General features: G+C 32.0%; 19 protein-coding genes. 14 read left to right on the forward strand and 5 right to left on the reverse strand.

Annotation, left to right across the window (positions count from 1 at the left end; all coding sequences use genetic code 11):
* The first annotated feature begins 477 nt into the window (after positions 1-477).
* The 4 genes from AAGV33_RS12010 to AAGV33_RS12025 are packed head-to-tail and all read left to right on the forward strand — an operon-like array spanning position 478 to position 2830.
* Complete coding sequence (locus AAGV33_RS12010; protein ID WP_373392266.1) at positions 478-1047, forward strand: YdeI/OmpD-associated family protein; 570 nt, start codon at positions 478-480, stop codon at positions 1045-1047.
* A gap of 28 nt (positions 1048-1075) precedes the next feature.
* Positions 1076-1492 carry a hypothetical protein gene (locus tag AAGV33_RS12015; protein WP_373392267.1) on the forward strand — a complete coding sequence of 139 codons (417 nt, stop codon included), beginning with the start codon at positions 1076-1078 and terminating at the stop codon, positions 1490-1492.
* A gap of 30 nt (positions 1493-1522) precedes the next feature.
* Positions 1523-2080 carry a DUF4256 domain-containing protein gene (locus AAGV33_RS12020; protein ID WP_373392268.1) on the forward strand — a complete coding sequence of 186 codons (558 nt, stop codon included), beginning with the start codon at positions 1523-1525 and terminating at the stop codon, positions 2078-2080.
* 39 nt (positions 2081-2119) lie between these two features.
* Positions 2120-2830, forward strand: coding sequence for a DUF3784 domain-containing protein (locus tag AAGV33_RS12025; protein ID WP_373392269.1), 711 nt, complete (start codon positions 2120-2122; stop codon positions 2828-2830).
* Between the two features lie 76 nt (positions 2831-2906).
* On the opposite strand, the gene AAGV33_RS12030 is transcribed toward AAGV33_RS12025, so the two are convergent.
* Both AAGV33_RS12030 and AAGV33_RS12035 read right to left on the reverse strand, forming a co-directional pair.
* Positions 2907-4184: an esterase-like activity of phytase family protein gene (locus tag AAGV33_RS12030; protein ID WP_373392270.1), complete on the reverse strand. Its 1278-nt coding sequence runs from the start codon at positions 4182-4184 to the stop codon at positions 2907-2909.
* Positions 4185-4413: 229 nt separating this feature from the next.
* Entirely contained in the window at positions 4414-4863 is a 450-nt protein-coding gene (locus tag AAGV33_RS12035) for a hypothetical protein (protein WP_373392271.1), read from the reverse strand.
* A gap of 199 nt (positions 4864-5062) precedes the next feature.
* Between AAGV33_RS12035 and AAGV33_RS12040 the strand changes: the two genes are divergently transcribed.
* The 10 genes from AAGV33_RS12040 (at position 5063) to AAGV33_RS12085 (ending at position 18651) form a co-directional block, all read left to right on the forward strand.
* On the forward strand, positions 5063-6466 hold the full coding sequence (locus tag AAGV33_RS12040) for a DUF1800 domain-containing protein (RefSeq protein ID WP_373392272.1): 1404 nt from the start codon (positions 5063-5065) through the stop codon (positions 6464-6466).
* Between the two features lie 25 nt (positions 6467-6491).
* The gene (locus tag AAGV33_RS12045; protein ID WP_373392273.1) at positions 6492-7658 is read left to right on the forward strand and encodes a DUF1501 domain-containing protein; all 1167 of its coding nucleotides are present in this window, start codon (positions 6492-6494) and stop codon (positions 7656-7658) included.
* A 172-nt stretch (positions 7659-7830) separates the two neighbouring features.
* The gene (locus tag AAGV33_RS12050) at positions 7831-8721 is read left to right on the forward strand and encodes an EamA family transporter (protein WP_373392274.1); all 891 of its coding nucleotides are present in this window, start codon (positions 7831-7833) and stop codon (positions 8719-8721) included.
* A 217-nt stretch (positions 8722-8938) separates the two neighbouring features.
* A complete protein-coding gene (locus tag AAGV33_RS12055; RefSeq protein ID WP_373392275.1) occupies positions 8939-9217 on the forward strand; it encodes a DUF2805 domain-containing protein in 279 nt (92 codons plus the stop codon).
* 91 nt (positions 9218-9308) lie between these two features.
* Positions 9309-11162, forward strand: a complete 1854-nt coding sequence (locus AAGV33_RS12060) for a M61 family metallopeptidase (protein ID WP_373392276.1) — start codon at positions 9309-9311, stop codon at positions 11160-11162.
* Between the two features lie 42 nt (positions 11163-11204).
* Complete coding sequence (locus AAGV33_RS12065; protein ID WP_373392277.1) at positions 11205-11915, forward strand: DUF4369 domain-containing protein; 711 nt, start codon at positions 11205-11207, stop codon at positions 11913-11915.
* 212 nt (positions 11916-12127) lie between these two features.
* Positions 12128-16201 carry a response regulator gene (locus AAGV33_RS12070; protein WP_373392278.1) on the forward strand — a complete coding sequence of 1358 codons (4074 nt, stop codon included), beginning with the start codon at positions 12128-12130 and terminating at the stop codon, positions 16199-16201.
* On the forward strand, positions 16198-17010 hold the full coding sequence (locus AAGV33_RS12075) for a CheR family methyltransferase (RefSeq protein WP_373392279.1): 813 nt from the start codon (positions 16198-16200) through the stop codon (positions 17008-17010). Before AAGV33_RS12070 ends, AAGV33_RS12075 begins: the two co-directional genes overlap by 4 nt.
* Complete coding sequence (locus AAGV33_RS12080; protein ID WP_373392280.1) at positions 17007-17570, forward strand: chemotaxis protein CheB; 564 nt, start codon at positions 17007-17009, stop codon at positions 17568-17570. Before AAGV33_RS12075 ends, AAGV33_RS12080 begins: the two co-directional genes overlap by 4 nt.
* Complete coding sequence (locus tag AAGV33_RS12085; protein ID WP_373392281.1) at positions 17557-18651, forward strand: sensor histidine kinase; 1095 nt, start codon at positions 17557-17559, stop codon at positions 18649-18651. Before AAGV33_RS12080 ends, AAGV33_RS12085 begins: the two co-directional genes overlap by 14 nt.
* A gap of 41 nt (positions 18652-18692) precedes the next feature.
* Here AAGV33_RS12085 and AAGV33_RS12090 read toward each other — a convergent pair whose 3' ends face one another.
* The 3 genes from AAGV33_RS12090 to mdh all read right to left on the reverse strand — a co-directional run bounded on the left by AAGV33_RS12090 (position 18693) and on the right by mdh (position 24486).
* Entirely contained in the window at positions 18693-20171 is a 1479-nt protein-coding gene (locus AAGV33_RS12090; protein WP_373392282.1) for a T9SS type B sorting domain-containing protein, read from the reverse strand.
* Between the two features lie 183 nt (positions 20172-20354).
* A complete protein-coding gene (secDF, locus tag AAGV33_RS12095; protein ID WP_373392283.1) occupies positions 20355-23327 on the reverse strand; it encodes a protein translocase subunit SecDF in 2973 nt (990 codons plus the stop codon).
* A 223-nt stretch (positions 23328-23550) separates the two neighbouring features.
* A complete protein-coding gene (gene mdh / locus AAGV33_RS12100; RefSeq protein WP_373392284.1) occupies positions 23551-24486 on the reverse strand; it encodes a malate dehydrogenase in 936 nt (311 codons plus the stop codon).
* Positions 24487-24556 lie beyond the last annotated feature (70 nt).

Raw genomic sequence — 24556 nt, forward strand, 5'->3', positions numbered from 1 at the left:
TCACAACGATGAGCAACTTTGTCGAGTTACTGGATGAGATTGCTTCGTTCCTCGCAATGACACACTAGACGGCTTAAGTCATTGCGAGCGATAGCGAAGCAAACTCACTAAAAAAAGTAAATCTGGCATGTATACTAACCGTTCAATAAAACTAAAAAAGATAACTCAAAAATTACAAAAGCTAACTGCAAAGTTGCAGAAGCCAACTGCAAAGTTAAAAATGACAACTACAAAGTTGCAGAAGCCAACTGCGAAGTTCAAAATAACAACTGCAAAGTTGCAGAAGACGACTGCGAAGTTCAAAATAACAACTGCCAAGTTGCAAAAGCCAACTGCGAACTTACAAATAACAACTGCGAAGTTGCAGAAGACGACTGCGAAGTTCAAAATAACAACTGAGAAGTTGCAAAAGGTCTTGAGTATTTTATAAAAACCTTTGAGTAAATTGCAGAGGACAACCAAAAGTTACAAAACACTATGCACGAAAAACCAACATTATATTTTAAAAATGCTTCCGAATGGAGAGCCTGGCTACATGAAAACCATAGCAGTTACAAGGCGGTCCATTTGATTTTTTATAGAGTAACACACGAAGCAGAAAGTATGCGTTGGGAAGAAGCGGTAAAAGTGGCTATTTGTTACGGCTGGATTGATTCTACAGTTAGAAAAGTGGATGAACACCGCAGACAACAGCTTTTTACGCATAGAAAAGACAAAAGTATTTGGAGTAAAATAAACAAAGGGTATATCGAAGATTTAATTGCTGCCAATTTAATGCACGAAAGCGGTTTGAAAAAAATTGAAACGGCTAAGAAAAATGGTTCTTGGGAGAGTTTAGATGCAGTGGAAAAATTAGAAATTCCAGAAGATTTACAACAGGCTTTTGCTCAAAATCCAGTTGCTTTTTCTAATTATGAAAACTTCAGCAAATCTTATAAAAAAAATTATTTATATTGGTTGAACCAAGCCAAACGTCAAGAAACAAGACTGGCTAGAATTACTCAGATTATTGATTTGTGCGAACGAAATTGTAAAATGAGAGGATAAACAATAAATTCTAATTAAAATAATTGATATGGATGAATTAGTTAGATCAAAAAAATTACAATTTGAAAAGAGTAATTATTTTATTCAAATCTATAAACAAGAATCGGGTATTGAATATATTAAAATCATCCAAAACATTGGAAATGATAAAAAAAGCTCAATCTTAATTAATCCAAATAACTTAGATGGAATAATTAGTACTTTAATTGATTTTAGAGAAGAAATAGCTTTGAATCAAAAAATTGAAGACAACTATTTTATTAAAGAAGAAGATATAAAAACAATCATCAATACCTTTTTAAAAGGTATCACTATCAAAGATTTGAGTTTACAATTTCACTATCAGGAGAAAGATATTCGGGATTTACTGATTAAAAATGACATCGAAATCATAGAAGGAATTAATATGAATCCTAATAAGTCGAAATTTAGAAGAAAGCGATAATTTATTTACAGATAATAAAAAATTACAACCATGAAAAAGAAATTGTCATCATCAGAATCCGAAGAAATTTTAAAAATACTGAAAGAGCGTTTTGAAAAAAACAAGAATCGTCATGAAGCAATGGAGTGGAATAAAATTTTAGCTAAGCTGGAAGCGAATCCTGAAAAACTGTGGTCACTCAATGAAATGGAAAGAACAGGCGGCGAACCAGATGTTGTCCATTATGATAAAAATACAGACGAATATACTTTTTATGATTGCTCCGCAGAAAGCCCAAAAGAACGCAGAAGTCTTTGTTACGATCGTCAGGCATTGGATTCCAGAAAAGAAAACAAACCTAAAAATAGTGTGATGGATTTGGCTACCGCTATGGGAATTACTCTTTTATCAGAAGAACAATATAGAGAATTACAAAAATCAGGAAAATTCGATACAAAAACATCGAGTTGGATTGAAACGCCTGCCGAAATTAGAAAATTAGGTGGCGCTCTTTTTGGTGATTTCCGTTACGGGAATGTATTTATATACCATAACGGCGCTGAATCGTATTATGCTGCCCGAGGATTTCGTGGCGCTTTAAAAATTTAGATAATTTAAAATTTTATTAATTGATAAACTCAAAAAAACATGATGTACACTTTAATTGGAATGAGCTTACTTTTTATTGCCATCGGATTTATTGTAACGGAGAATAATTCCAAATACTTGCTTGCGGGATACAACACGATGAATGACGAAGAGAAAAAGAAAGTAGATCTAAAAACATATATTACTTATTTTAGAAAGTTTCATGTTTTTTTAGGCTTTTCGTTTTTCGCTATTGGAATGCTTGTGACTTATTTTATTGATGAAAACGTTACAAGTATTTTTATTGCAGTCTACCCTATTTTAGCTTATACCTATTTTATTACCACGAGTGCTAAATATTTCAGGACCAAAAAAAATAAAATTGGAGCTTACATTCTAGCAATAGTTTTGATCTTTATAGTTGTTATGTTTATTCGTGATTATAAAGAAACTAAACTCATTTTAAATTCCGATTCAATTGAATTTCAAGGAAATTATGGCGAAATTGTACCTTTTGAAACAATCAAAAGCATTCAATTAGTCCAAGAAAAACCAAAAATTATTAAAAGAACTAATGGATTTTCTGCTGGAACTATTAAAAAAGGCTATTACAAAACTGATAAAGGCGAAGTAGTAAAACTAATTTTAAATGCCGAAAACAAACCTTATATCCTGATAACCAAGTCGGATGGTAAGAAAATTTATTATGCTGCAAAAGAAGAATCAAACGAAAAATTGTTTGAGGAAATTAAAACCATCCCCGCAAAATAATCCCAAAATAAAAGCAGCTATTCCGTAATTTAGAATACCTGCTTTTTTATAAATACAATAGATATTGAATTTTCTATTAGAATTTTAAAATATACAATCGGTTACCATCTCTTTCTGTCCCTTTGGTTGGCGAAAGTGTTTTGGCTTTAATTTTATTTGTAGCATCACTCCAAACTCCGAAATCATCGTCATTAATAATACCAATTGTATTTGAGTTTATTAACCAAATTCCTTCTAATTTATCATGTGGATAATTCCCTAAATATTTAAAGACATCTACTGCAAGCGTTTTTGCAACGGGCTTAATATTGGCTGCTGCCAAATCTTCCCAAGTATTAGCTTCTAATGCTTTTCCATTCACTAAAAGACCATTTTCAGCATTAAAATCAGTTCCTGAAACATCGGTAGCTTCGCTAATATCAATTTTGTAAATGTGTTTCATCACTGCTCCGTCCGCACTAAAATTACCATCTCTTTCTATAATTAAAAATTGAGTAGCACTCAAAGCAGTAATCTCTGAATTGGAATTGTTATCAATTTCTTGTTTGTATAAATATTGTTTGGTTTTTCCTGTTGCAATATCAAAAGTAACGATACGAGTTAAGGTTTTATTTATAGCTCCAGCGTTAGACGGGTTATACAAACGAGATTGCATAATCCCTACTAAAGTTTTTTCATCCGGAATTATTGCTAAACCTTCCATTCCTCTGTTTGCCCATCTTTTAGCAAAAACTGCTGGCAATTTACGAGTTCCAGTATTAATTCCCACTGGGCTAATTCTTTCTAATTGCACTCCTGTACTACTATAATGTACAATGTGTGGACCGTATTCGTCAGATACCCAAAAAGTACCATCTTTCATTGCTACTAAACCTTCAGAATCCAAGCCATATTCATCAGTAGACAACACAGCACCTGTTAAATCATAAGCTATTTCTCCTGTTGAACCAAAACCTGCAGGATTTGGTCTTCCACTGATTGGAGTTCCAGATGGTGTTTTAAACAGTATCTCTGCTAACTTTTCTACCGTTCCATCATTATTTAATCTAAAATGACCGATGCGTGGCGTGTAATTAGGCGATGGGAAATATTTTCCTCCTGTAGCATCTGTATTTGGTCCTCTGTCAGTCAGAGCATAAAACTCTCCTTCATTTGTTGGATGAGCACAAGCAGCCGAACCAAAACCGCCATTGCGAATTTCTACATTATTGCCTGTACCCAATACAGTATATGGCAAAGCAATACCTGTATTAGTAACAACAGGAAGTGTAAACTTGTTTTTATCATCATTGTCATCACAAGAAGAAACAACAGCTGCTGAAAGCAAGCATAAAGTAAAATTTAAAATTTTCATAGGTGTTAATTTATTATTTTGAACCACAAAATAACTACCGAAAAATGGTACGTTCGTTAAGGATGAGTTAACAAATTATAATCTTACAACAACAATTTTACTTATATAAATTTTAGATTTCACTATCATACCCATCAAATTTTAAATCTGTTTATCCTTTGCTAAAAAAATAAAAAAATCCGTCTCATTTTTTATAGAAAGAGACGGATTTTAGTAATCTTCAATATATTTAAAGACCTAATCTTACACTAGGAGCAGGAACACCTACTCCTATTTGTGTATTTACTGAAGTTCTGGTTGGAACTCTTTGATAATTAGGTCGGTCATATTGATAATAATAAAATGCCGCATGATTATAAAAGGAATTGTTATGATGACAATGCTCGTTACAATGATAATAATGTTCTGTGTAAGCCTCTTTCTTTCTAGCCATATAAGCACGATACCCTTTTCTGTTCTTTTTCTTCAACTCTTTTTCGTACTCTTTTTGTTCTTTCCAGAAAGCTTTTTCCTCTGCCTTTGTTTTAGCAGTAAATTCCATCTCAAATTCAGCATCTTCTGCACCTCTTTGTTGGTAATATGTAATTTTAGTTTCAGCCTGTACATTATTTTCTTGTGCCTGTACTGTTCCTATCGTTCCTAAAAAAAATAGTGCTAATATGGTTTTAATCGTTTTCATAATTTTTATTTTTAGTTAGCGTTATATTATTATGCTAATAGTAAGACAACTATAAATTGATTTACCCCACCCAGAAAAAAATTAAATTTTGCGTTATAATTGAATAAAAAAATAACTCATTAAACCTTTTCCTTTCTTTAATATCTTAATTAGTAACAACCTAGAAAACAAACCAGAAAAACCCTAAATCCCATACATTATGAATTCTAATTCACTTTGGTCCCTTCGTTTAGGCTTTTCAAATAAGCAGGCATCAGCAATCGAAAAAATGGGAATGGACAAATTTCTGGACGCTTCATTCAAAACTAATTTTGACAATAGTATTCCCGATTTTTTAAAAGACAGCCCAAAAACATTAGCCGATTTTCGGGAATTACGACAAAAAAGCCGTGCTTTAAACCAAGATCAAAAACGAGAATTTCAAAAACAAGAAGGACTTATTTCAATAGAAATGAAATCCTGGTGGATTAATAAAATGATGACCGAAAGCTATCCGCTGCGTGAAAAAATGACCTTATTCCTGCACAATCATTTTGTATCCACTTACCAAAAGGTTAAGATAAATTATTGGATTTTCGAACACAATCAACAGCTTCGAAAAAATGCTTTTGGTAATTTTAGAGAATTGACCAAAGCCATGGTAAAAAGCAATGCCATGTTGCGCTATCTAGACAATGTGGATAATCGAAAAGGCAAAATCAATGAAAATTTGAGCAGAGAATTACTAGAACTTTTCACGCTCGGGATTAGGAATTACAGCGAAGAAGATATAAAAAATGGTGCCAAAGCATTAGCCGGATTGGGCGTGGGAGATAATGGCGGTGTTTACAGAGACAAACTCACAGACGATTCTGAAATTACCTACTTAGGACAAAAAGGACATTTTAAATCTGATGAAATTGTAGATATCATTTTCAAACAAAAAAACAGTCCGTACCTTTTTACTAAAAAAATATTGCAATGGTTTATTTACGATAATCCGAGTCCAGAATTGGTGACTTATTATGGGGATTATTTTAGAAAAAAAGACTTTGAAATCAAGCCCTTGTTAGAGAAAATTTTTACCGAAGAATTTGATATAAATACGGGAGGTTCAAAAATTAAAAATCCTTTGGAATACAATTTACAACTGCTTTCGGAATTACACATTACCCCAAGAACCAACAGACCCATGGTTGCTTTTCTAAAAAGCCAAGGCATGGATTTATTCAACCAACCCAATGTAAAAGGATGGGAAGGCGGAAAATCCTGGTTGACCTCTCAAATTTATTTGCAACGCAACAACTTAGCTGATTTATATTGTAGCGGAAGAGAAAATTTCAATCAAAAAGCAGCCGCAAACATGATGATGGATGAAAATCCAAATAGTAATCGTCCAGGAGCTAGAAAAACAACCATCAATTTAGATTGGAATAAAGGAACGAACAAACAAATCATTAGTGATTTATCCGATAGATTGCTGTTTCAAGTAGACAGTGACGCCCAAAAAGATTTTGAAACCATCTTAAAATACGATTTTGATGCTCAGGCTCAAAACGCAGATCAAGCGGTTTTAAGACTTTTTAATGCCATAATAAAAGAACCTGAATTTCAATTAATTTAAAAGTAAGCAACTAAATCAATCAACCATGAACAGAAGAAATTTTCTATCGCTTACAGGAACATTAACAGGTGGAACCTTGTTGCTTCCTAATTTTTTGTTTTCTTATGGTTCTCAAAAAAACCTGATTATAGGAGAACAATGCCTCGTTTTTATACAATTGAATGGTGGAAACGATGGTTTAAACACCTTCATCCCTTTTGATGATCCATTGTATTATGATTTACGTCCAAAAATTGCCATTACAAAAGATGATGTTATTTCGAAAACCAAAGGCATGGGATTTTATCCTGCCTTGAAAGGATTTGCTCAAATGCAACAAAATGGAGATTTATCAGTAATTCAAAATGTGGGTTATCCTGAACCGAATCGTTCGCATTTTAGAAGTCAGGAAATTTGGCAAACCGCCTCTGATTCTAATAAATATGTGAATGAAGGCTGGCTGGGTCGTTATCTTGATTTGCAATGTGTAACCCATACTCCAACGGCGGGAATCAATATCGATTCTATAGACAATCTTTCTTTAAAAGGAGACAGCCCCAATTCTATTACCGTAAAAGATCCCAACCGATTTAAAATAAAAAACATCAAAGAAGAAACAGGCGTGTTATCTGAGAATTCTTCGTTGGATTTTGTTCGAAAAGTAGCCAATTCCGTTTTAGAAGGATCAGAAGAAATTCAAAAAGCACTGACCAAATCGACTACTGAAATTAGTTATCCTAAAAGTGCATTGGGTAAAAATCTGGAATGGATTGGCCGATTGATCAAAGGTAACTTGAATTCGAAAATCTATTACACTTCGCAGGGAGGTTATGATACTCATGACAATCAATTAGTGATTCAAAACAACAAATTCAAAGAACTAGATGGTGCAATTTATAGTTTTTACCAGGATTTGAAAAAAGCCAATTTGCTTGAAAATGTAACCATAGTTGTTTTTTCAGAATTTGGACGAAGAGTCAAAGACAACGGCAATGGAACCGATCACGGAACTGCTGCTCCAATGTTTGTTATTGGTGGACAAAACCGAGGAAAAGTGATTGGTAATAATCCCAATCTTTCTGATTTATCACAAGGCGATTTAAAATACCAAATCGATTTTAGATCCGTTTATGCCAGTTTATTGAAAGAAAAAATGGCATTTGATTACACAAAAATTGGAATAAAAAGTCCTCATTTGCAAGGATTGTTTTAATTCTGGTAAAATTCGTTTCAAAATAAGAGATAGTCAATTATTTTAAAGAACCTGATTGTAAACACATTGCCATTAAAAAAAACTTTAACTATAAATATATAAGTTATATCTATGTGAATTTTTTAATCTAATCCATGCTTAGCCGTACTTTTGCAAGTTCAAAAAATGCAACATGATTCAGAATAAAACTTTAAAAGGCGTATTACTAGTAGGATTAGGAGCGAGCAGCTACGGCATGTTAGCTTCATTTGTCAAAATGGCCTACCAGGAAGGATATACCACTGCCGAAGTGAGTGGCTCTCAATTTTTATTAGGACTTCTAGGTGTTTTAATTCTTAATATCATTCTACTATTCAAAAAAAATGATACGGAGATAAAAATTTCGAAAAAACAGATTTTTCAACTTATTGCTGCTGGAACTTCAATGGGTTTTACCAGTGTTTTCTATTATTTATCAGTAAGATACGTTCCTGTTTCTATTGGTATTGTTTTATTGATGCAAACCGTTTGGATGGGTGTTTTACTCGAAATGCTCTTAGACAAAACAAAACCTTCATTACAAAAAATCATCTCAGTCGTAATTACGTTGATAGGAACTGTTCTGGCAACTAATTTATTGAGCAGCAACCTGACTTTAGATTGGCGTGGTTTCTTCTGGGGAATATTAGCTGCAGCTGCATTTACTACTACTATGTTTAGCGCCAACAGAATTGCTTCCGAAATTTCTTCCATAAAACGTAGCTTTTTTATGCTTATTGGAGGAACATTAATTGTTATTGCATTTGGATTTATTACACAAGTAACTCCTTTTAATGTTAGCATTTTCATGAAATGGGGAATTATTTTGGCGTTATTCGGCACCATAATTCCACCTTTATTATTAAATACAGGTTTTCCACTTACTGGAATTGGTTTAGGAAGTATCGTTTCAGCATTAGAACTTCCAGTTTCGGTAGCTATGGCTTATTTTTTATTATCCGAAAAAGTAAATGGCTTACAATGGTTTGGTATTTTTTTAATAATTGCTGCCATTGTTTTAATGAATATTCGCTTGAAAAAATAGTTTCTTTATCTATCTACAAAAAGCAATTATAAAAAAACATTCAATGTTTATAAAAACGACGCTAAGCTATAGCTAAATAGGATTTTAGCAAAAACAAAATTTGATGCAAAAAAAACATATTTTTGGATGAAGTAATTATTTTTTTTACTAATATTGACACTTAATACAATTTCATTTTTTAATTTAAAAAAAACTATTTAGAATTAATTTTCACCTGATGAAAAAGAGTAACCGTAAAGAACTGAACTGGGAACAAACTGAAAAACTTGTTACATTGGCCTTAGAGGAAAAAAATCCTTTTGAAATTATAAAAAAAGAGTTTGGATTGGCTGAAAAAGAAGTTCTGGAAATTATGAAGAAAAAGATGCCTCTGGAAAAATATGAAATGTGGAAAAAGAAAGCTACCGCAACGAAACCAAAACCTAAACCACTTAAAATTGATGATTTTGACGATGATTTAGATGGAAAGTATTATATCAAAAATAAATTAGACTAATTTTTTAAAGCACTCTTAATCATGAGTGTTTTTTTATTTCTTTTTGTCTGTTTCTATTTCAGACAAAACAATTACACAAAAACGACAGACAATGAAAAGAATAGTATTTGCATTTGTATTGACCTCCATGCTTTGGAGCTGTAAAACAATCAACTCGACATCAACTAAAGAAGTAGTTCAAGCAACCATCAATCTCAGTGAAGTTAAAAACGATCAGGTTCTAGTTACTGTAAATGCGCCACGTGTTACTACTAACGAAATTGTTTATCGGATTCCGAAAACGGTTCCCGGAACGTATTCTGAAGACAACTACGGAAGATACATAGAAGATTTAAAAGCTTACGATAAAAAAGGAAACCTATTAGAGGTAAAAAAACTAGACGAAAATTCCTGGACTATTACAAAAGCTCCAGCATTAAGCAAAATTACCTATTTAGTTAATGATACTTTTGATACCGAAAAAGGAACTGGTTTTGGTAAAGACGATATCTTTTCTCCAGCAGGTTCGAATATCATTGCAGGCGAAAACTTCGTGATAAACACGCACTGTTTTATTGGGTATTTTGACAATTTTATGTCTACACCATACCACGTGACCGTAAGCCACCCCGAAAATTTATTGGGAAGCACTTCGATGACAGATCAAGACAGCAGCACTACAACAGACCTATTTGTTACTTCACGTTATGCCGAATTAGTAGAGAATCCTATCATGTATTCAAAACCTAACAATACTACATTTAATGTAGATGGTATGGACATCCAAATTAGTGTTTATTCGCCTACAGGAAAATATACTGCCGAAAGTATTACTCCTGAAATGAAAACTATGATGACGGCACAAAAAAACTTTTTAGGAAAAATTGATGCTACTAAAAAATATACTGTTTTGCTGTATTTATCAAGCATGAAAGAAGATGATGCTCGTGGTTTTGGTGCATTGGAACATCCTACGGCAACCACTGTAGTTTTGCCTGAAATCATGGAAAAAGACGAATTAGTAAAATCAATGATGGATGTGGTTTCACATGAGTTTTTTCATATTGTAACTCCATTGACAATTCATTCTAAAGAAATTCAGTATTTCGATTACAATGCACCTAAAATGTCAGAACATTTGTGGATGTATGAAGGGGTAACTGAATACTTTGCTAATCTTTTCCAAATCAACCAAGACTTAATTCCAGAACAAGATTTTTACGACAGAATAGCGGAGAAAATTGAGGAAGCTAATGCGTTAAACGATACTATGCCTTTTACTGAAATGAGTGCAAATGTATTGAAGCAACCTTATAAAGACCAATACTTAAATGTATACCAAAAAGGAGCTTTAATAGGAATGTGTATCGATATTATCATTAGAGAAAAAAGCAATAGCGAAAGAGGAATTCTTGATTTAATGCAAAAATTATCTAATGAATATGGAGTTTCAAAACCGTTTAACGACAACGAACTTTTTAATAAAATTACCGAATTGACTTATCCTGAAGTGGGCGATTTCTTAAAAACATACGTGGCTGGCCCTACTCCTATTCCTTATGATTTATTTTTAGCCAAAGTAGGCTTGACAAAATCAACTAAACAAGTTCCCACAGCCGTTTTTATAAAAGGCAAAACACCTTACATCACGGTAAATCCAAACAATAATGAAATTAGTGTTCTTCCAAATATTGAACTGAATGAATTCTTTAATAATCTTGGATTAAAAGGTGGAGATATTATTTTAGAAATCAACAACATTGCTTATTCTTATGAAAACATTTACGACATGATTAATGAAAGTAGTAAATGGAAAGAAAACGATGCAATTACAGTTAAAATCAAACGTTCAGGTAAAGAAGAATTATTAAACGGAACTGTAAAATTACCTTATCAAGACAAAACTCATATTGAAGTTACTGATGATTCTAAAAAACAATTAAAAGAAGCTTGGCTTAAAGGGTAATTTTTAAAAAATATAATTCGCACAAATAACACTAACTAATCAATGAAAAAATCAATTCTTGTATGCATCGCAGTATTATTAATTGCTGCTTGTAACAAAAAAGAAACCAAAGGAAATTTACACATTACCGGAAATGTAAAAGGATTAAAAGAAGGTACTTTGTACATTCAAAAAGTGGTGGATACTAACCTAATTGCCATCGACACCATCAAAATTGACGGGAATTCTCATTTTGAAAGTGATATTGATTTAAAATCTCCAGAAATGCTTTATCTTTTTTTAGACAGAGGCGTGAGCAATTCATTAGATAATAATATTATGTTTTTTGCTGAACCAGGAAAAATTAATATTGAAACAAATTTAGATGCATTTCTTTCTGACGCAAAAATTACAGGTTCAAAAAATCATGATTTGTACGAAGAATACAAAAAAACAACTTCAAGATACAAGGATGAAAACCTAACTTTGATTGAACAAAAATTCAAAGCAATCAAACGAAAAGACCAAATAGCTATTGACAGCTTGAATAAAATGCAGGATTTAAATTTGAAACGAAAATACCTTTTTGCAGTAAATTTTGCAATGAATAATAAAGATTACGAAATTGCTCCCTACATTGCCCTGGCCGAAGTATATGATATTAATATCAAATATTTAGATACCATCCAAAATGCAATGACTCCAAAAATAGCGCAATCATTATATGGTAAAAAATTAACCGAATACATTACTACACTAAAAAAAGAGAATTAATTTTTTAGTCACAAATAATCAAAAAGCAAAAGCATTTCAGTAATTATTTGAAATGCTTTTTTGTTTTTCTGTCTAATGATATTATTCTTTAAAAAAAATTCAATAAAAAAGCAGAACCGTTAATAGTATAAAAAATCCCCAACATTTTATGCTAAAAATTAAAATCATCCCAAAAAATTAAATAAATTAGCTATCTAACCTACTAGTCAATTATGTGGAAAAAATTATCCTTCAAAAAACAATTAATCCTAATTCTTTTAATACCTATTTTAGGATTATTGTATTTTACAATTACTGACGTTAAAAAAACCTATCAAAGATATACCAGGATAGAAAACAGCACGCAAAACATAGATCAAATTGGTCAATTTTCTGAAATAATAATGCGTATTAGCGAAGAAAGAATACTACATGAATATTCTAAATATAATGCTAGCAAAAAAATAGAGTTGAAATTAAAAATGGCTCAAACAGTAGATTGGTTTTCAAAATTAAAAACCACTGACACTGTTATAATCAAAAATGTAAATGAAGCTAGAGAAATATTAAATCAAATTCATTTAAACGCTGACAATACAACTATTTCATCATTAAAAACATTCAACGATTACACCGCTATAAACAACATTTTAAACAACCTGATTGAAAAAGAAATCACAGAATGTGACAATGCAAATCTAGCTAAACTAGCCAACAATTTTAAGTCTTATATTGACTCTAAAACAGCTGCCAACTTAATAAGAGGAGTTACTTTTAATAAATTAGTATCTAATGACATTCACAATGATTTGTATGGTCATTATGAAAATGCAAAAAACATAAACAACAATGCTGATTTTAAATTAGAGAACAATAATAATCATACTATCAATAATGAAATTATCCAATTTAAAAAATCGGCTGAATTTCAATCCTTTTTAACCACTTCTGAATCTATACTTAACAATACTTTTAAAATAAGTCCCGAAGTGTGGTGGACTCAATCCACTCAAATAAACAACAAACTCAATGATTTAAAAAACAAAAAACTAAATCAAATTATTAAATCAGCAAAACAGGAAAAAGACAGTACTATCGCTAGTACAATTATTTCGTTAAGCTTACTTCTTCTTTTATTAATTGCAACTGTCATTTCTTTTTACAAATTGATTGTAAATACCTCAGATTCATTAAATACAATTGCGACAAAAATTGGTGAAATTGCTATTGGTTACACCGAATTTGAACATAAACTTAAAGGCAATATCGAATTAGATTCTATTAGAGAATCCATAAAAAAACTAACTGCTGCCATTAAAGAACAAATTGATTTAGCAGCACAAATTAGTTCTGGAAATTTTGGGGAAACCATTACCATCCGAAGCGAAGGAGATACTTTGAACCAGTCGTTAAACACTATGTCTGTAGAATTAAAGCGTTTTAATGATGACGCTAACGAAAACCATATACTAGAAAAAAACACTATCGAAATAAACAATGCTGTAATTAATTCTAAAAACATACATGCCCTTGGTGCAAATATCAGTAAGATTTTAACGCATCAAACCAATGCCTGCCAGGCAACTTTTTACATCACTGATTACATTGAAAAAAACAATAATCTAATCAAAATTGGCAGTTATGCTGATGACAACAACAGTCCACAAACAATTGCTTTTGGCGAAGGATTAGTGGGCGATGTTGCCAAATACAACGAACAAAAATGTTTTAACAATTTAACTAATGAATATTCGTTCCTTGCTTCTTCATTAGGAAAATCACCTATTTACAATGTTTTAATTACGCCTATTTCATACAAAAATTCAGTTATTGGTGTAATCGAAATTGGCTCTTTGGAAAACTTTAGTATTACCGATCAAAAATTATTAAACAGTTTAAAAGACTCTCTAGGAAGTGCTATTGCCGTATTTATTAGAAACGAAGAATTAAGAATTTCTAGCGAAGAAATTAATCGCAAAAACAATATTTTACAAGTTCAGGAAGAAGAGTTGAGACAAAACAATGAAGAACTCAACAAACATTCTCTACTGCTCCAACAATCAGAAGAAGAACTGAAAAATCAAGCTGCCGAATTAGAGCAAACCAATGCTTATCTGGAAGAAAAAAGCCGCGAACTTGAAATTAAAAATTTCGAAATTGAAAAGAAGAATAATGATCTTATCATTGCTCAGGAAGAACTGAATATAAAATCGGAAGAAATTACAAAAGCTAGCAAATACAAATCCGAATTTTTAGCTAATATGTCGCATGAATTAAGAACGCCTTTAAACAGCATTTTAATTCTTTCTGATATTTTAAGGGACAATACTTCAGGGAATTTAACTAATGCGCAATTAGAAAATTTATCGGTCATCAATACTTCTGGAAAAGACTTATTGAATTTGATTACAGACATTTTAGATATTTCAAAAATTGAAGCTGGAAAAGTCGAAATCTATCCTGAAAACACTATTTCGGAACGAATATTCTCGGATATGGATGGGCTTTTTAGAGCTCAGATGAATAAAAAGAACATCGAATTCAAAACTACAATTACCGATGATTGTCCTAGAGAAATTTATACTGATGTAGGCAAAATTGAACAAATTCTGAAAAACTTTTTGTCTAATGCGTTAAAATTTACTCCAAATGGAGGAACGGTTGCGATGCATTTTGCTGCGCCAAAAGAAAACTGGGAATTCAGTAATCCAAAATTAGCTTCACTCCATAATACTGAAATTTTAGCTATCGAAATCAAAGATAACGGAATTGGAATTTCAGAAGAAAACAAGAAAAAATTATTTCAAAGTTTCCAGCAAGCGGATAGTTCTACCAACAGAAAATATGGTGGAACAGGTTTAGGTTTATACATTTCTAAGCAATTAGCTGATTTACTGGACGGAGAAGTATTTTTTGAGAGCAAGTTGAATAACGGAAGTACCTTTGGTGTTCTAATCCCTACAAAATACAAAGGCAATACCAATATTTCTAATTCTGAAACTGCTGAAGTTCTTACTGCAACTCCAGAAGCTGTAAAAGAAGAAAAAATAGAATCAGAATACCCGAAAACTAACGAAGAATTTGTAGACCTCTCAGCAAACATTAATGATGACCGACATAAAGCCAATATTGATGATAAAACCATTTTAATTATTGAAGATGATTCTTCTTTTGCCGAAGTATTACTTCAGGTGGCACACAATAATGGTTTTAAAGCAATTATTGCACATCAGGGCGAAACTGGTTTTCAATATGCTAAAAAATACAATCCTAAAGCCATAATTCTAGACATGAAATTACCTGGAATTGATGGTTGGACTGTTTTAAAATGGCTAAAAGAAGATCCAGAATTAAAACACATTCCGGTTCACGTAATGTCAGGAATGAAAAGAGAAAAATTAGCTAAAGAAATGGGGGCATTTGATTTCTTAGTAAAACCCATTACGCCCGAAAAACTAAAAAATGCTTTCCAGTCTATTGATGAAGAAATCAACAAAGTTTACAAAAAAGTACTGATTCTTGAGGATGATGAAAAATTAAATTATTCGATCAAACAATTGTTGCACGCCAATGACAAAAACACCATTTGTCTTCAGGCTTATTCCAGATTAGAAGCTGAAAATATATTATCGAATGTAGATATTGATTGTGCCATAATCGATTTAGGATTGCCCGATTCTAATAACATTAAAGCCATTTCTGAATTAAAAAATATATCTAAAAACAAGAATATCAAGATCATTATCAATACCGGAAAAACCTTATCGGAAATTGAACAATTAGAGCTTGAAAAAAATGTAGATAGTATTGTTATAAAAACAGAAAATGTAACCGAAAGATTAAAAGACGAAATTCTGCTATTTTTAAACAAGATAGAAACTGCTGAGAATAGCAATTATAAAACAGCTCCTAATTTAGCCGGGGGTGAAATTTTAAAAGACAAAAACATTCTGATTGTTGATGACGACATTCGAAATATTTATGCCTTATCAGCCGCTTTAACTAGCAAAGGTGCTTTGATAACCACAGCTTTTAATGGTTTAGAAGCCATAACTGCACTGGAGGAACAACCTAGTTTTGACATTGTTTTGATGGATATTATGATGCCAGAAATGGACGGATTTGAAGCTACCAAAAAAATCAGAGAGAACCCAAAATGGAAAAACCTCCCTATTATTGCTTTGACTGCCAAGGCAATGAAAGGCGATCGCGACGAAATATTAAAAGCAGGTGCTTCTGATTATCAGTCGAAACCTATTGATATTCAAAAACTTATTTCATTAATCAGTATTTGGATTTACAAATGATAACACTAAACGAACTGGACGAATTGCTTTTTACGATAAAAAAACAATTTGATTACGATTTTTGCGATTATTCTAAAGCATCTATGCTTAGAAGAATCCACCGTTTTATGGACATCAACCAGATGAAAAATGCCTTTGATTTAAAATTTGAACTCGTTAACAATCCTACTATTTTTCAAAATTTCATCAATGAAATTGTCGTAAATGTAAGTGAGTTTTTTAGAGATCCTAGTTTTTTTAAATCCTTGCAGGAAAAAGTTTTTCCGTATTTAGAAAGTTATCCTAAAATTAATATTTGGAGTGCTGGCTGTTCTTTTGGAGAAGAAACCTATTCTTTAAACATCCTTTTAAAGGAAAACAAACTTTTCCCAAAGACTAGAATTTATGCAACCGACATTAGTAGTAATGCCATAGAACGATCTAGAAAAGGCATTTATGACAATACTAATTTTAAAGATTATACTAAAAATTATTTTGAATGCGGAGGAAAAGAAACCTTAAATAATTATTTTGTTTCTGACGAAAGACATTCAATGATTCATTCTGAATTGAAAAGAAATATATTATTTTCCAATCACAATTTGGTTTCCGATAGCGTTTTTAAAGAATGCCAACTCATCTTATGTCGAAATGTATTGATTTATTTCAATTCAAATTTGCAAAATAAAGCCTTAGAACTTTTTTATGAGAGCTTGCCTATCCATGGTTTTTTAGCTATTGGGAAAAAAGAATCCTTACGATTTAGTTCAATCTACAAAAATTTTAAAGAAATTGATCGCGAAGAAAAAATTTATCAAAAAATAAAATGAAACCCGAAGTAATCTTAATAGGTGGCTCAGCAGGAGCTTTTAATCCTATTCTGTCTATTTTAAATCAATTAGACAAGAATATCGATATTCCTATTGTTATTATTTTACATCGGTTAAAAAATGCCGCTTCTTCATTTGAGGCTATTTTGCAGCAAAATACCCATTATATGGTCAAAGAAATCGAAGACAAAGAAGAAATGAAAAAAGGCTTTCTCTACACTGCACCAGCCGATTATCATTTATTATTAGAGGACAATTTGTGTTTTTCTTTAGACGCATCAGAACTCATCAACTATAGCCGTCCTTCTATTGATGTTGCTTTCGAATCTTTTTCAATAACATTAAAGGAAAAATGCTGCGGAATTTTATTGTCAGGATCCAATCATGATGGGGCAACTGGCTTAAAAATAATAGCCGAAAATAGTGGCGTTACAATAATTCAGGATTGTAATGAAGCTGAATTTTCGATGATGCCAAAAGCAGCTAAAACAATCTATAACAAACATAAAGAACTAAAAACTACATCTATTACAAATACTTTGAATAATGAATATAGCTAAAAAACATATACTATTATTAATTGATGATAAACCAGCAAACCTAATTGCTTTAAAAAGCATGTTAGAAAAACCAGATAGAGAAATAATTACCTGTAATTCTGGAAATGAAGGATTACAAGTATTACTTAAAGAAAAAGTTTCGCTTATTTTGGTCGATGTCCAAATGCCTGAAATGGATGGCTATGAATTTGTCGAAATCACAAAACAACATCCTAATACTGCCAATATTCCAACTATTTTTGTGACGGCCATTAGTGACGAAGCTAAATATATCAACAAAGCATACGATTTAGGTGCAATTGATTTTTTGTTCAAACCTTTGATAACCGAAATTACCCGTAAAAAAGTAGATTCCTTTTTAAAAATATGGGATTATGATCAGGAATTACAAAAGTTAAATGAAAAATTAGTTGCTAAAAATGGTGAATTAGAGCAATTTGCTAATATTATTGCACACGATTTAAAATCACCACTAAACAATATTACATCTTTGATTGAATTTATCGAAGAGGAACATTTATTGGAAGTTAACGAAGAAGCAACCGAAATGTTTGATATGGTAAAAACTTCGGCTAAGTCCATGTCTAAATTAATTGACGATTTATTACATTACTCTAAAAATGTAGAAAACAACCAAGGAAAAGAATCCATCAATATTTTTAGTGAAGTCAATGCAGTGATAAAATTGATAAATCCGAATAGTAATATCAAAATTATAAAGGAAAATCTAAATCACAATATTGATTTTCAACCGGTAGCATTCAAACAAATTATTCAAAATTTACTTTCGAACGCTATTAAATACAATGACAAAGAAATAACCGAAATAACCATTGCTTTCAATCAGGAACTTCAAGAAATTGCCATAAGAGACAATGGCCCAGGAATTCCTGAAAATCAAGAAGAGAAAATATTCCAAATGTTCTATACCCTTGGACAATCTTCAAGAGGAGATTCGGGAACTGGAATGGGATTGAATTTAGTTCGAAAATTAGCCGAAAGAAACGAAGTCAAAGTATATCTAAATACCGAATCTAAAAACAGATCTGAATTTATCATTTCCAACTTGAAAATATCTTAAATCAAAAAAGGAATTGCTCAAAATAAGCAATTCCTTTTTTATTATCTTTTTAATGCAAAATGAGATTTGAATTCTTTGACCGTTTCATTTTCTATATAATGAACCACAAACCAGTAATCATCAGCTGGCAGGAAATATCCGTTATATGAACCATTCCAACCATCACCGTTAGGACTTATTTGTTTTAAAAACTTACCATAACGATCAAATATCCGAATGTAAGCACTAGGTTGAGAACTTAGTTCTTTTATATTCCAATAATCATTAAAACCATCATTATTAGGTGTAAAAAACTTTGGGTAATTTATTACCACAATATCATTTTTAGTGATAGGCATACTACATCCTCCCTGATCCACTACAGTGATGGAATGCGTACCCGAAGCAACATTTTCAAAAACAGGACTGGATTGAAACGGTCCTTCATCTAATTGATATAAATAATCATCAGCTGGAGCAATTGCCGAAACCGTAATTTTTTGATTTTCTGCAAAAGCAGTGGTTACTTCCCAGTTAAAATCAGTTAATCTGTCAGAAGGTATTACTGTAACATTTATGATTTGTGAAGCGGTACACTGTCCGGCATCTGGTGTAAAGGTGTAAGAATCCGTATTGACATTGTCAATCGTAGCAGGATTCCAGGTTCCAGTCACTCCTGTTGGAGAGGTTGTGTCTAAATTTGGAACACTATTACCAGAACAAATACTGAAATCGCTGAATCCCGGACTAGCTGGATTTACCGCTATAGTCATACTTTGAGTATCGGCACATTCATTTGCATTTGGTGTAAAAACATAAGTTCCACTAGAGGTGTTACTCACTACAGCAGGAGACCAAGTTCCTTCAATTCCTTCTATTGAACTCGATGGCAATACTGGAGCGGTATCTCCCGTACAAATAGGAGCTATTTGAGTGAAAGCAGGAGTGGATAAACTCGAACATATTGTTGTACAGCTCGTACTTTCAGGAGTTACACAAGCTTTTGCACCTACGGCTGTAAGTGTATAAACAACTGTCTGTCCCTCATTCAAACCTGAAACAGTGAAATTAGTTGGAGCAGTATGAGTGCCTGTTTGAGGTGTTCCACCATCAACTGTATAACTGTATGTGAAGCTAGTTTGCCCTGTATTAGCAAAATCAAATGTAATCGAATTTGTTGTCCTTGTTTGACAGTATAAATTTAATTTTTGATCTACATATACATATATCGGAGTTCTAGGTGTACTTTCTAAACTTCCTATTACTTGCGTTACATAATAAATAAGTGGAGTATCACTTGCCGCTACATTAGTTGGCGGTACTGGTGCAGTGGTTGTAAATCCTCCTCCAGTAGCTGTAGTATACCATCTCAAAGTTCCTCCTCCAGATGGTGTTGCTGATAAAGGAAGGGCTGTTTCATTCAGACAATAATATCGGTATTGAGGATTTGGAGTGGGTTGAGGAGTCTGAGCATAAATACTAGAACCAACTAATACATCAAGAAAACAAACAAAGACAAATAAAAGTAAACTTCTTTTCATTGCTTTAATATTAAAATAGATTGAGATTCGGAGGAAATCTTATTATGAAGTAAATGTATTAAAAAAACCAAGTTTATTTGAAATCTATTGCGAAATATAAAGCAATTTCTAAAAATTAACGAATTAATTCTAAAAAAAAGACCCAACAAAAGTTGGGTCTTAGTAATATAGATAAAAGCTAAATTATGCTTCTTCGTGTGATTTTTCAATAGCTGTTTTTTCTTCTCTAGAAATTGTGTCAACCAATACTGGTGTAGCAATAAACAATGAAGAATAAGTTCCAACTACAATACCTACAAGCATGGCAAAGATAAATCCTCTAATTGATTCTCCTCCAAAAAGGAACATCGTCAATAACACGATAACCATCGTGAATGAAGTATTTAAAGTTCTTGATAAAGTAGTATTAATAGAAGCATTTACAATTTGTTCAAAACTTCCTTTACGTTTTCCTAAAATAAACTCTCTAATCCTGTCAAATACAATTACAGTATCATTCATAGAATAACCAATAACGGTAAGAATTGCAGCAATAAAGTGTTGATCCATTTCCATGTGGAAAGGCATGAATTTATAACATAAAGAGTAAATTCCTAATACAAAGATAACGTCATGCGCTACTGCAGCAACAGCTCCTAATGAATATTGCCATTTACGGAAAGAAACAATCAAGTATAAGAAAATAGCTGCCAGCGCTCCCAAAACTGCCCAATAAGAGTTCGTTTTAATATCTTCTGAGATTGAAGCTCCTACTTTAGAAGATTGCAATACTCCCACTTTTTTACCATCAAAAGTATTGATAAATTTATCATAAGAAGTATTTGGATAATATTTAGACAAAGCGTTGTACAATTTCTCGTTTACTTCTTTATCTACAGCGATACCGTCTTCTTTAATTTTGTATTTAGTTGTAATTTTCAACTGATCGTCATCTCCTAAAACTTTTGCCTCAACAGGAGTTTCAAAAGCTACCGATAATTCTTCAGAAATTACAGTAGCATCAACTGGTTTTTCAAATTTTACCTGGAATGTTCTTCCTCCAACAAAATCCACACCCTCATCTAATCCGTTAACGAAGAAGATTGAAGTAAAACTCACAATAACTACAATTGTAGAAAACATATAAGTGAATTTCTTTATTTTAATAAAATCGTAGTTAAAATTAGTAAACCAATTTTTAGTAATGTTTGTACAGAAAGACAAATCAGCTTTTCCTAAAATATTTTTATCAATAAAAATTCTAGCTATAAAAATTGATGTAAACAATGAAGTAGCAATACCAATAAGTAAAGTTAAAGCAAAACCTTTAATTGGTCCTGTTCCAAAAATAAACAAAATTGCTCCAGTTAAAACGTGAGTTACGTTAGCGTCAATAATAGAACGCATTGCACCGTGCCATCCATAAGATGAAGTCACAGCTTCTGAAAGTGATTTACCGTCACGCAATTCTTCTTTTGCTCTTTCGAAAATAATAATATTTGCATCTACCGCTGTACCTAATGTTAATACGATACCTGCAATACCTGGCAATGTTAATACAAAACCAAAACTTGCCATAATTCCGAATAAGAAAAGTAAGTTTAATAATAAGGCTAAGTTAGCATACCAACCTGCTTTACCATAATAGAATATCATCCATAAACACACTAAAAAGAATCCAACGATAGAAGAAGTCATCCCTGCATCAATTGAAGCCTGACCCAATGATGGTCCAACAACAGTCGATTGAACAATATCAGCAGAAGCTGGTAATTTACCTGCATTCAATACGTTTGCTAAATCTTTAGTTTCAGTTATATCAAATGCACCTGAAATTTCTGATCTTCCACCAGAAATAGGACCACTAGAAACACCTGGAGCTGAATAAACTACATTATCTAAAACAATAGCAATATTTGTTTTTTGAGTATAAGCTCTTCCTGTTAATTCTTCCCATACTTTTGCTCCTTGACCACTCATTTGCATAGAAACAGAAGGCTTTCCTAATTGGTCAAAAGTATCTTTTGCATCAGTAACAACACTTCCTAACATATCAGGAGTATTATCTCTATTTCCTCTTAAAGCATATAATTCAACTACTTCAATTTCCTTTTGCTTGTCATCAGTTATTTTTGATGGTTTACCCCAAACAAATTTAACATAACGCAATTCAGCTGGTAATAAAATCTTGATATCTTGTCTTTTGAAATAACCATTGATTGTAGCTGTATCTTTTGGAGAGAAAAGACCTAAAACAGGTCCACCTCCTTGACCAACCATTTTATCTAACAAAGGATTATTTCCTTTTGCAGTAGCAGCAGAATCTTTAGTATCTGTCAATAAAGCACTCAATGAATCCTTTACAACTGGCTTAGCTTCTGTTTTATTAACTTCTGTTTTCTTTAATGCTTCGTTAGCAGCCATTAAATAGTTACCTACTTCTTCAATTTTGTATGTTTCCCAAAATTCAAGTTGCGCTTTACCTCCTAATAATTTCTTAATTCTATCTACATCTTTAGCGCCAGGAAGTTCTACAAGAATTCTTCCAGTTTCTCCTAATTTTTGAATGTTAGGCTGAGTAACACCAAATTTGTCGATACGTTCTCTAATTACTTTGTAAGCACTTTCAATAGACTCATCAACTTTTCTTTTGATTACTTTTTGAACATCAGCATCTGACATTTGGAAATTAACACCACCTTCACCTTGCAAAGATCTGTTTGCAAAAATATCTGGAGAAGCTAATTTTACAGTTCCTTTTGAATTCGCCTCAAAAGCATCAAAAAACTTATTAAGATAGGTTTTATTCCCTTCTAAGTTTGCAGAAGCATCAGCTAAAGACTTATTAAAAACTGGGTTTTTAGAGTTGTTTGACAAACCTTTTAAAACGTCTTTAATAGAAATTTGAAGAATTACGTTAATTCCCCCTTCTAAGTCAAGACCTTTATTGATTTGTTTGTTTTTTACTTCATCATAAGTAAAATCAGTAAATCCAAGATCCAAGATCTTTTCTTTACTAATAGAGTCTAAATATTTTAACTCTTTATCAGGATTATCTCCTGCAAAAACTTTAGCATCACTTTTGACGTTGTTTGCCACAAAAGTGAAAGAAAGTTGGTAAATACTTACCAATGCAAATAGAATTGCAAAAAATTTAATAAGTCCTTTATTCTGCATTATTACTAAAAATTAATTATTTTAAATTTATTATTTTATGTTAAATCCTTATAAACAAGAAATTAGCCATCATTAATCTAAAAAATAGAAAAACAGATCAAGCCAAATATTTTTTAAACCGAGCAAATATATAATTCTGGTTAAGATTAACCAATTTATTTATTAATTAATCTCAAAAAAAAGACTGCAAAAATTGCAGTCTCCAATTTATATGTGAAAAAAGTTACCCTAAAATAGTCTTTAAGGCATCATTCATGACTCTAACTGCCTCAGCACTCTTAGCAAACAAAGCTTTTTCTTTGTCGTCTAACTCTATTTCTAAAATCTCTTCTACTCCGTCTTTACCTATGATACAAGGTACACCAATACAAATATCATTCTGACCGTATTCTCCTTCCAGATAAACCGAACAAGCAATCATTTTCTTTTGATCGTTTAAAATACTATCTACAATATAAGCCACTGAAGCTCCAGGTGCATACCAGGCAGAAGTCCCTAAAAGACCAGTTAGTGTAGCTCCACCAACCATAGTATCAGCAGCTACTTTTTGTAAAACATCCTCAGATAAAAACTGACTAACAGGAATACCATTATAAGAAGCCAAACGTGTTAACGGAATCATCGTGGTATCACCATGACCACCAATTACCATTGCTGAAATATCATTTGCAGGTTTATCCAAAGCCAATGACAAATAGGTTCTAAAACGAGAACTATCTAAAGCTCCTCCCATACCTATTAATTTATTCTTTGGAATACCCAATGATTTCAATGCTAAATAAGTCATTGTATCCATTGGGTTTGAAACCATCAAAATGATTGCTTCAGGAGAATATTTCAAAACATTTTCTACAACCGATTTAACGATTCCTGCATTAATCCCAATCAACTCTTCACGTGTCATTCCTGGTTTTCTAGGAATTCCAGAAGTCACAACCACCACTTGACTGTTGGCTGTTTTTGAATAATCATTGGTAACTCCAGACACTTTAGTATTAAAACCAGTATTAGTAGCACATTGCATAATATCTAATGCTTTACCTTCGGCAAAACCTTCTTTAATATCTAACAAAACTACTTCACTAGCTATTCCTCTATAAGAAATAACGTCTGCACAGGTTGCTCCAACATTTCCTGCTCCTACAATAGTAACTTTCATATTTTAATGTTTATTCGGGTTATAAAATTGGTTAACTCCTGCTAATCTACAATTTATTGCTCAAATTAAC

The sequence above is a fragment of the Flavobacterium magnesitis genome (assembly GCF_041729735.1).
Lineage (GTDB): Bacteria > Bacteroidota > Bacteroidia > Flavobacteriales > Flavobacteriaceae > Flavobacterium > Flavobacterium magnesitis.

Coding starts and splice junctions, on each gene's coding strand:
- AAGV33_RS12010 (WP_373392266.1), top strand. CDS start 478: ATGCACGAAAAACCAACATTATATTTTAAAAATGCTTCCGAATGGAGA.
- AAGV33_RS12015 (WP_373392267.1), top strand. CDS start 1,076: ATGGATGAATTAGTTAGATCAAAAAAATTACAATTTGAAAAGAGTAAT.
- AAGV33_RS12020 (WP_373392268.1), top strand. CDS start 1,523: ATGAAAAAGAAATTGTCATCATCAGAATCCGAAGAAATTTTAAAAATA.
- AAGV33_RS12025 (WP_373392269.1), top strand. CDS start 2,120: ATGATGTACACTTTAATTGGAATGAGCTTACTTTTTATTGCCATCGGA.
- AAGV33_RS12030 (WP_373392270.1), bottom strand. CDS start 4,184: ATGAAAATTTTAAATTTTACTTTATGCTTGCTTTCAGCAGCTGTTGTT.
- AAGV33_RS12035 (WP_373392271.1), bottom strand. CDS start 4,863: ATGAAAACGATTAAAACCATATTAGCACTATTTTTTTTAGGAACGATA.
- AAGV33_RS12040 (WP_373392272.1), top strand. CDS start 5,063: ATGAATTCTAATTCACTTTGGTCCCTTCGTTTAGGCTTTTCAAATAAG.
- AAGV33_RS12045 (WP_373392273.1), top strand. CDS start 6,492: ATGAACAGAAGAAATTTTCTATCGCTTACAGGAACATTAACAGGTGGA.
- AAGV33_RS12050 (WP_373392274.1), top strand. CDS start 7,831: ATGATTCAGAATAAAACTTTAAAAGGCGTATTACTAGTAGGATTAGGA.
- AAGV33_RS12055 (WP_373392275.1), top strand. CDS start 8,939: ATGAAAAAGAGTAACCGTAAAGAACTGAACTGGGAACAAACTGAAAAA.
- AAGV33_RS12060 (WP_373392276.1), top strand. CDS start 9,309: ATGAAAAGAATAGTATTTGCATTTGTATTGACCTCCATGCTTTGGAGC.
- AAGV33_RS12065 (WP_373392277.1), top strand. CDS start 11,205: ATGAAAAAATCAATTCTTGTATGCATCGCAGTATTATTAATTGCTGCT.
- AAGV33_RS12070 (WP_373392278.1), top strand. CDS start 12,128: ATGTGGAAAAAATTATCCTTCAAAAAACAATTAATCCTAATTCTTTTA.
- AAGV33_RS12075 (WP_373392279.1), top strand. CDS start 16,198: ATGATAACACTAAACGAACTGGACGAATTGCTTTTTACGATAAAAAAA.
- AAGV33_RS12080 (WP_373392280.1), top strand. CDS start 17,007: ATGAAACCCGAAGTAATCTTAATAGGTGGCTCAGCAGGAGCTTTTAAT.
- AAGV33_RS12085 (WP_373392281.1), top strand. CDS start 17,557: ATGAATATAGCTAAAAAACATATACTATTATTAATTGATGATAAACCA.
- AAGV33_RS12090 (WP_373392282.1), bottom strand. CDS start 20,171: ATGAAAAGAAGTTTACTTTTATTTGTCTTTGTTTGTTTTCTTGATGTA.
- secDF (WP_373392283.1), bottom strand. CDS start 23,327: ATGCAGAATAAAGGACTTATTAAATTTTTTGCAATTCTATTTGCATTG.
- mdh (WP_373392284.1), bottom strand. CDS start 24,486: ATGAAAGTTACTATTGTAGGAGCAGGAAATGTTGGAGCAACCTGTGCA.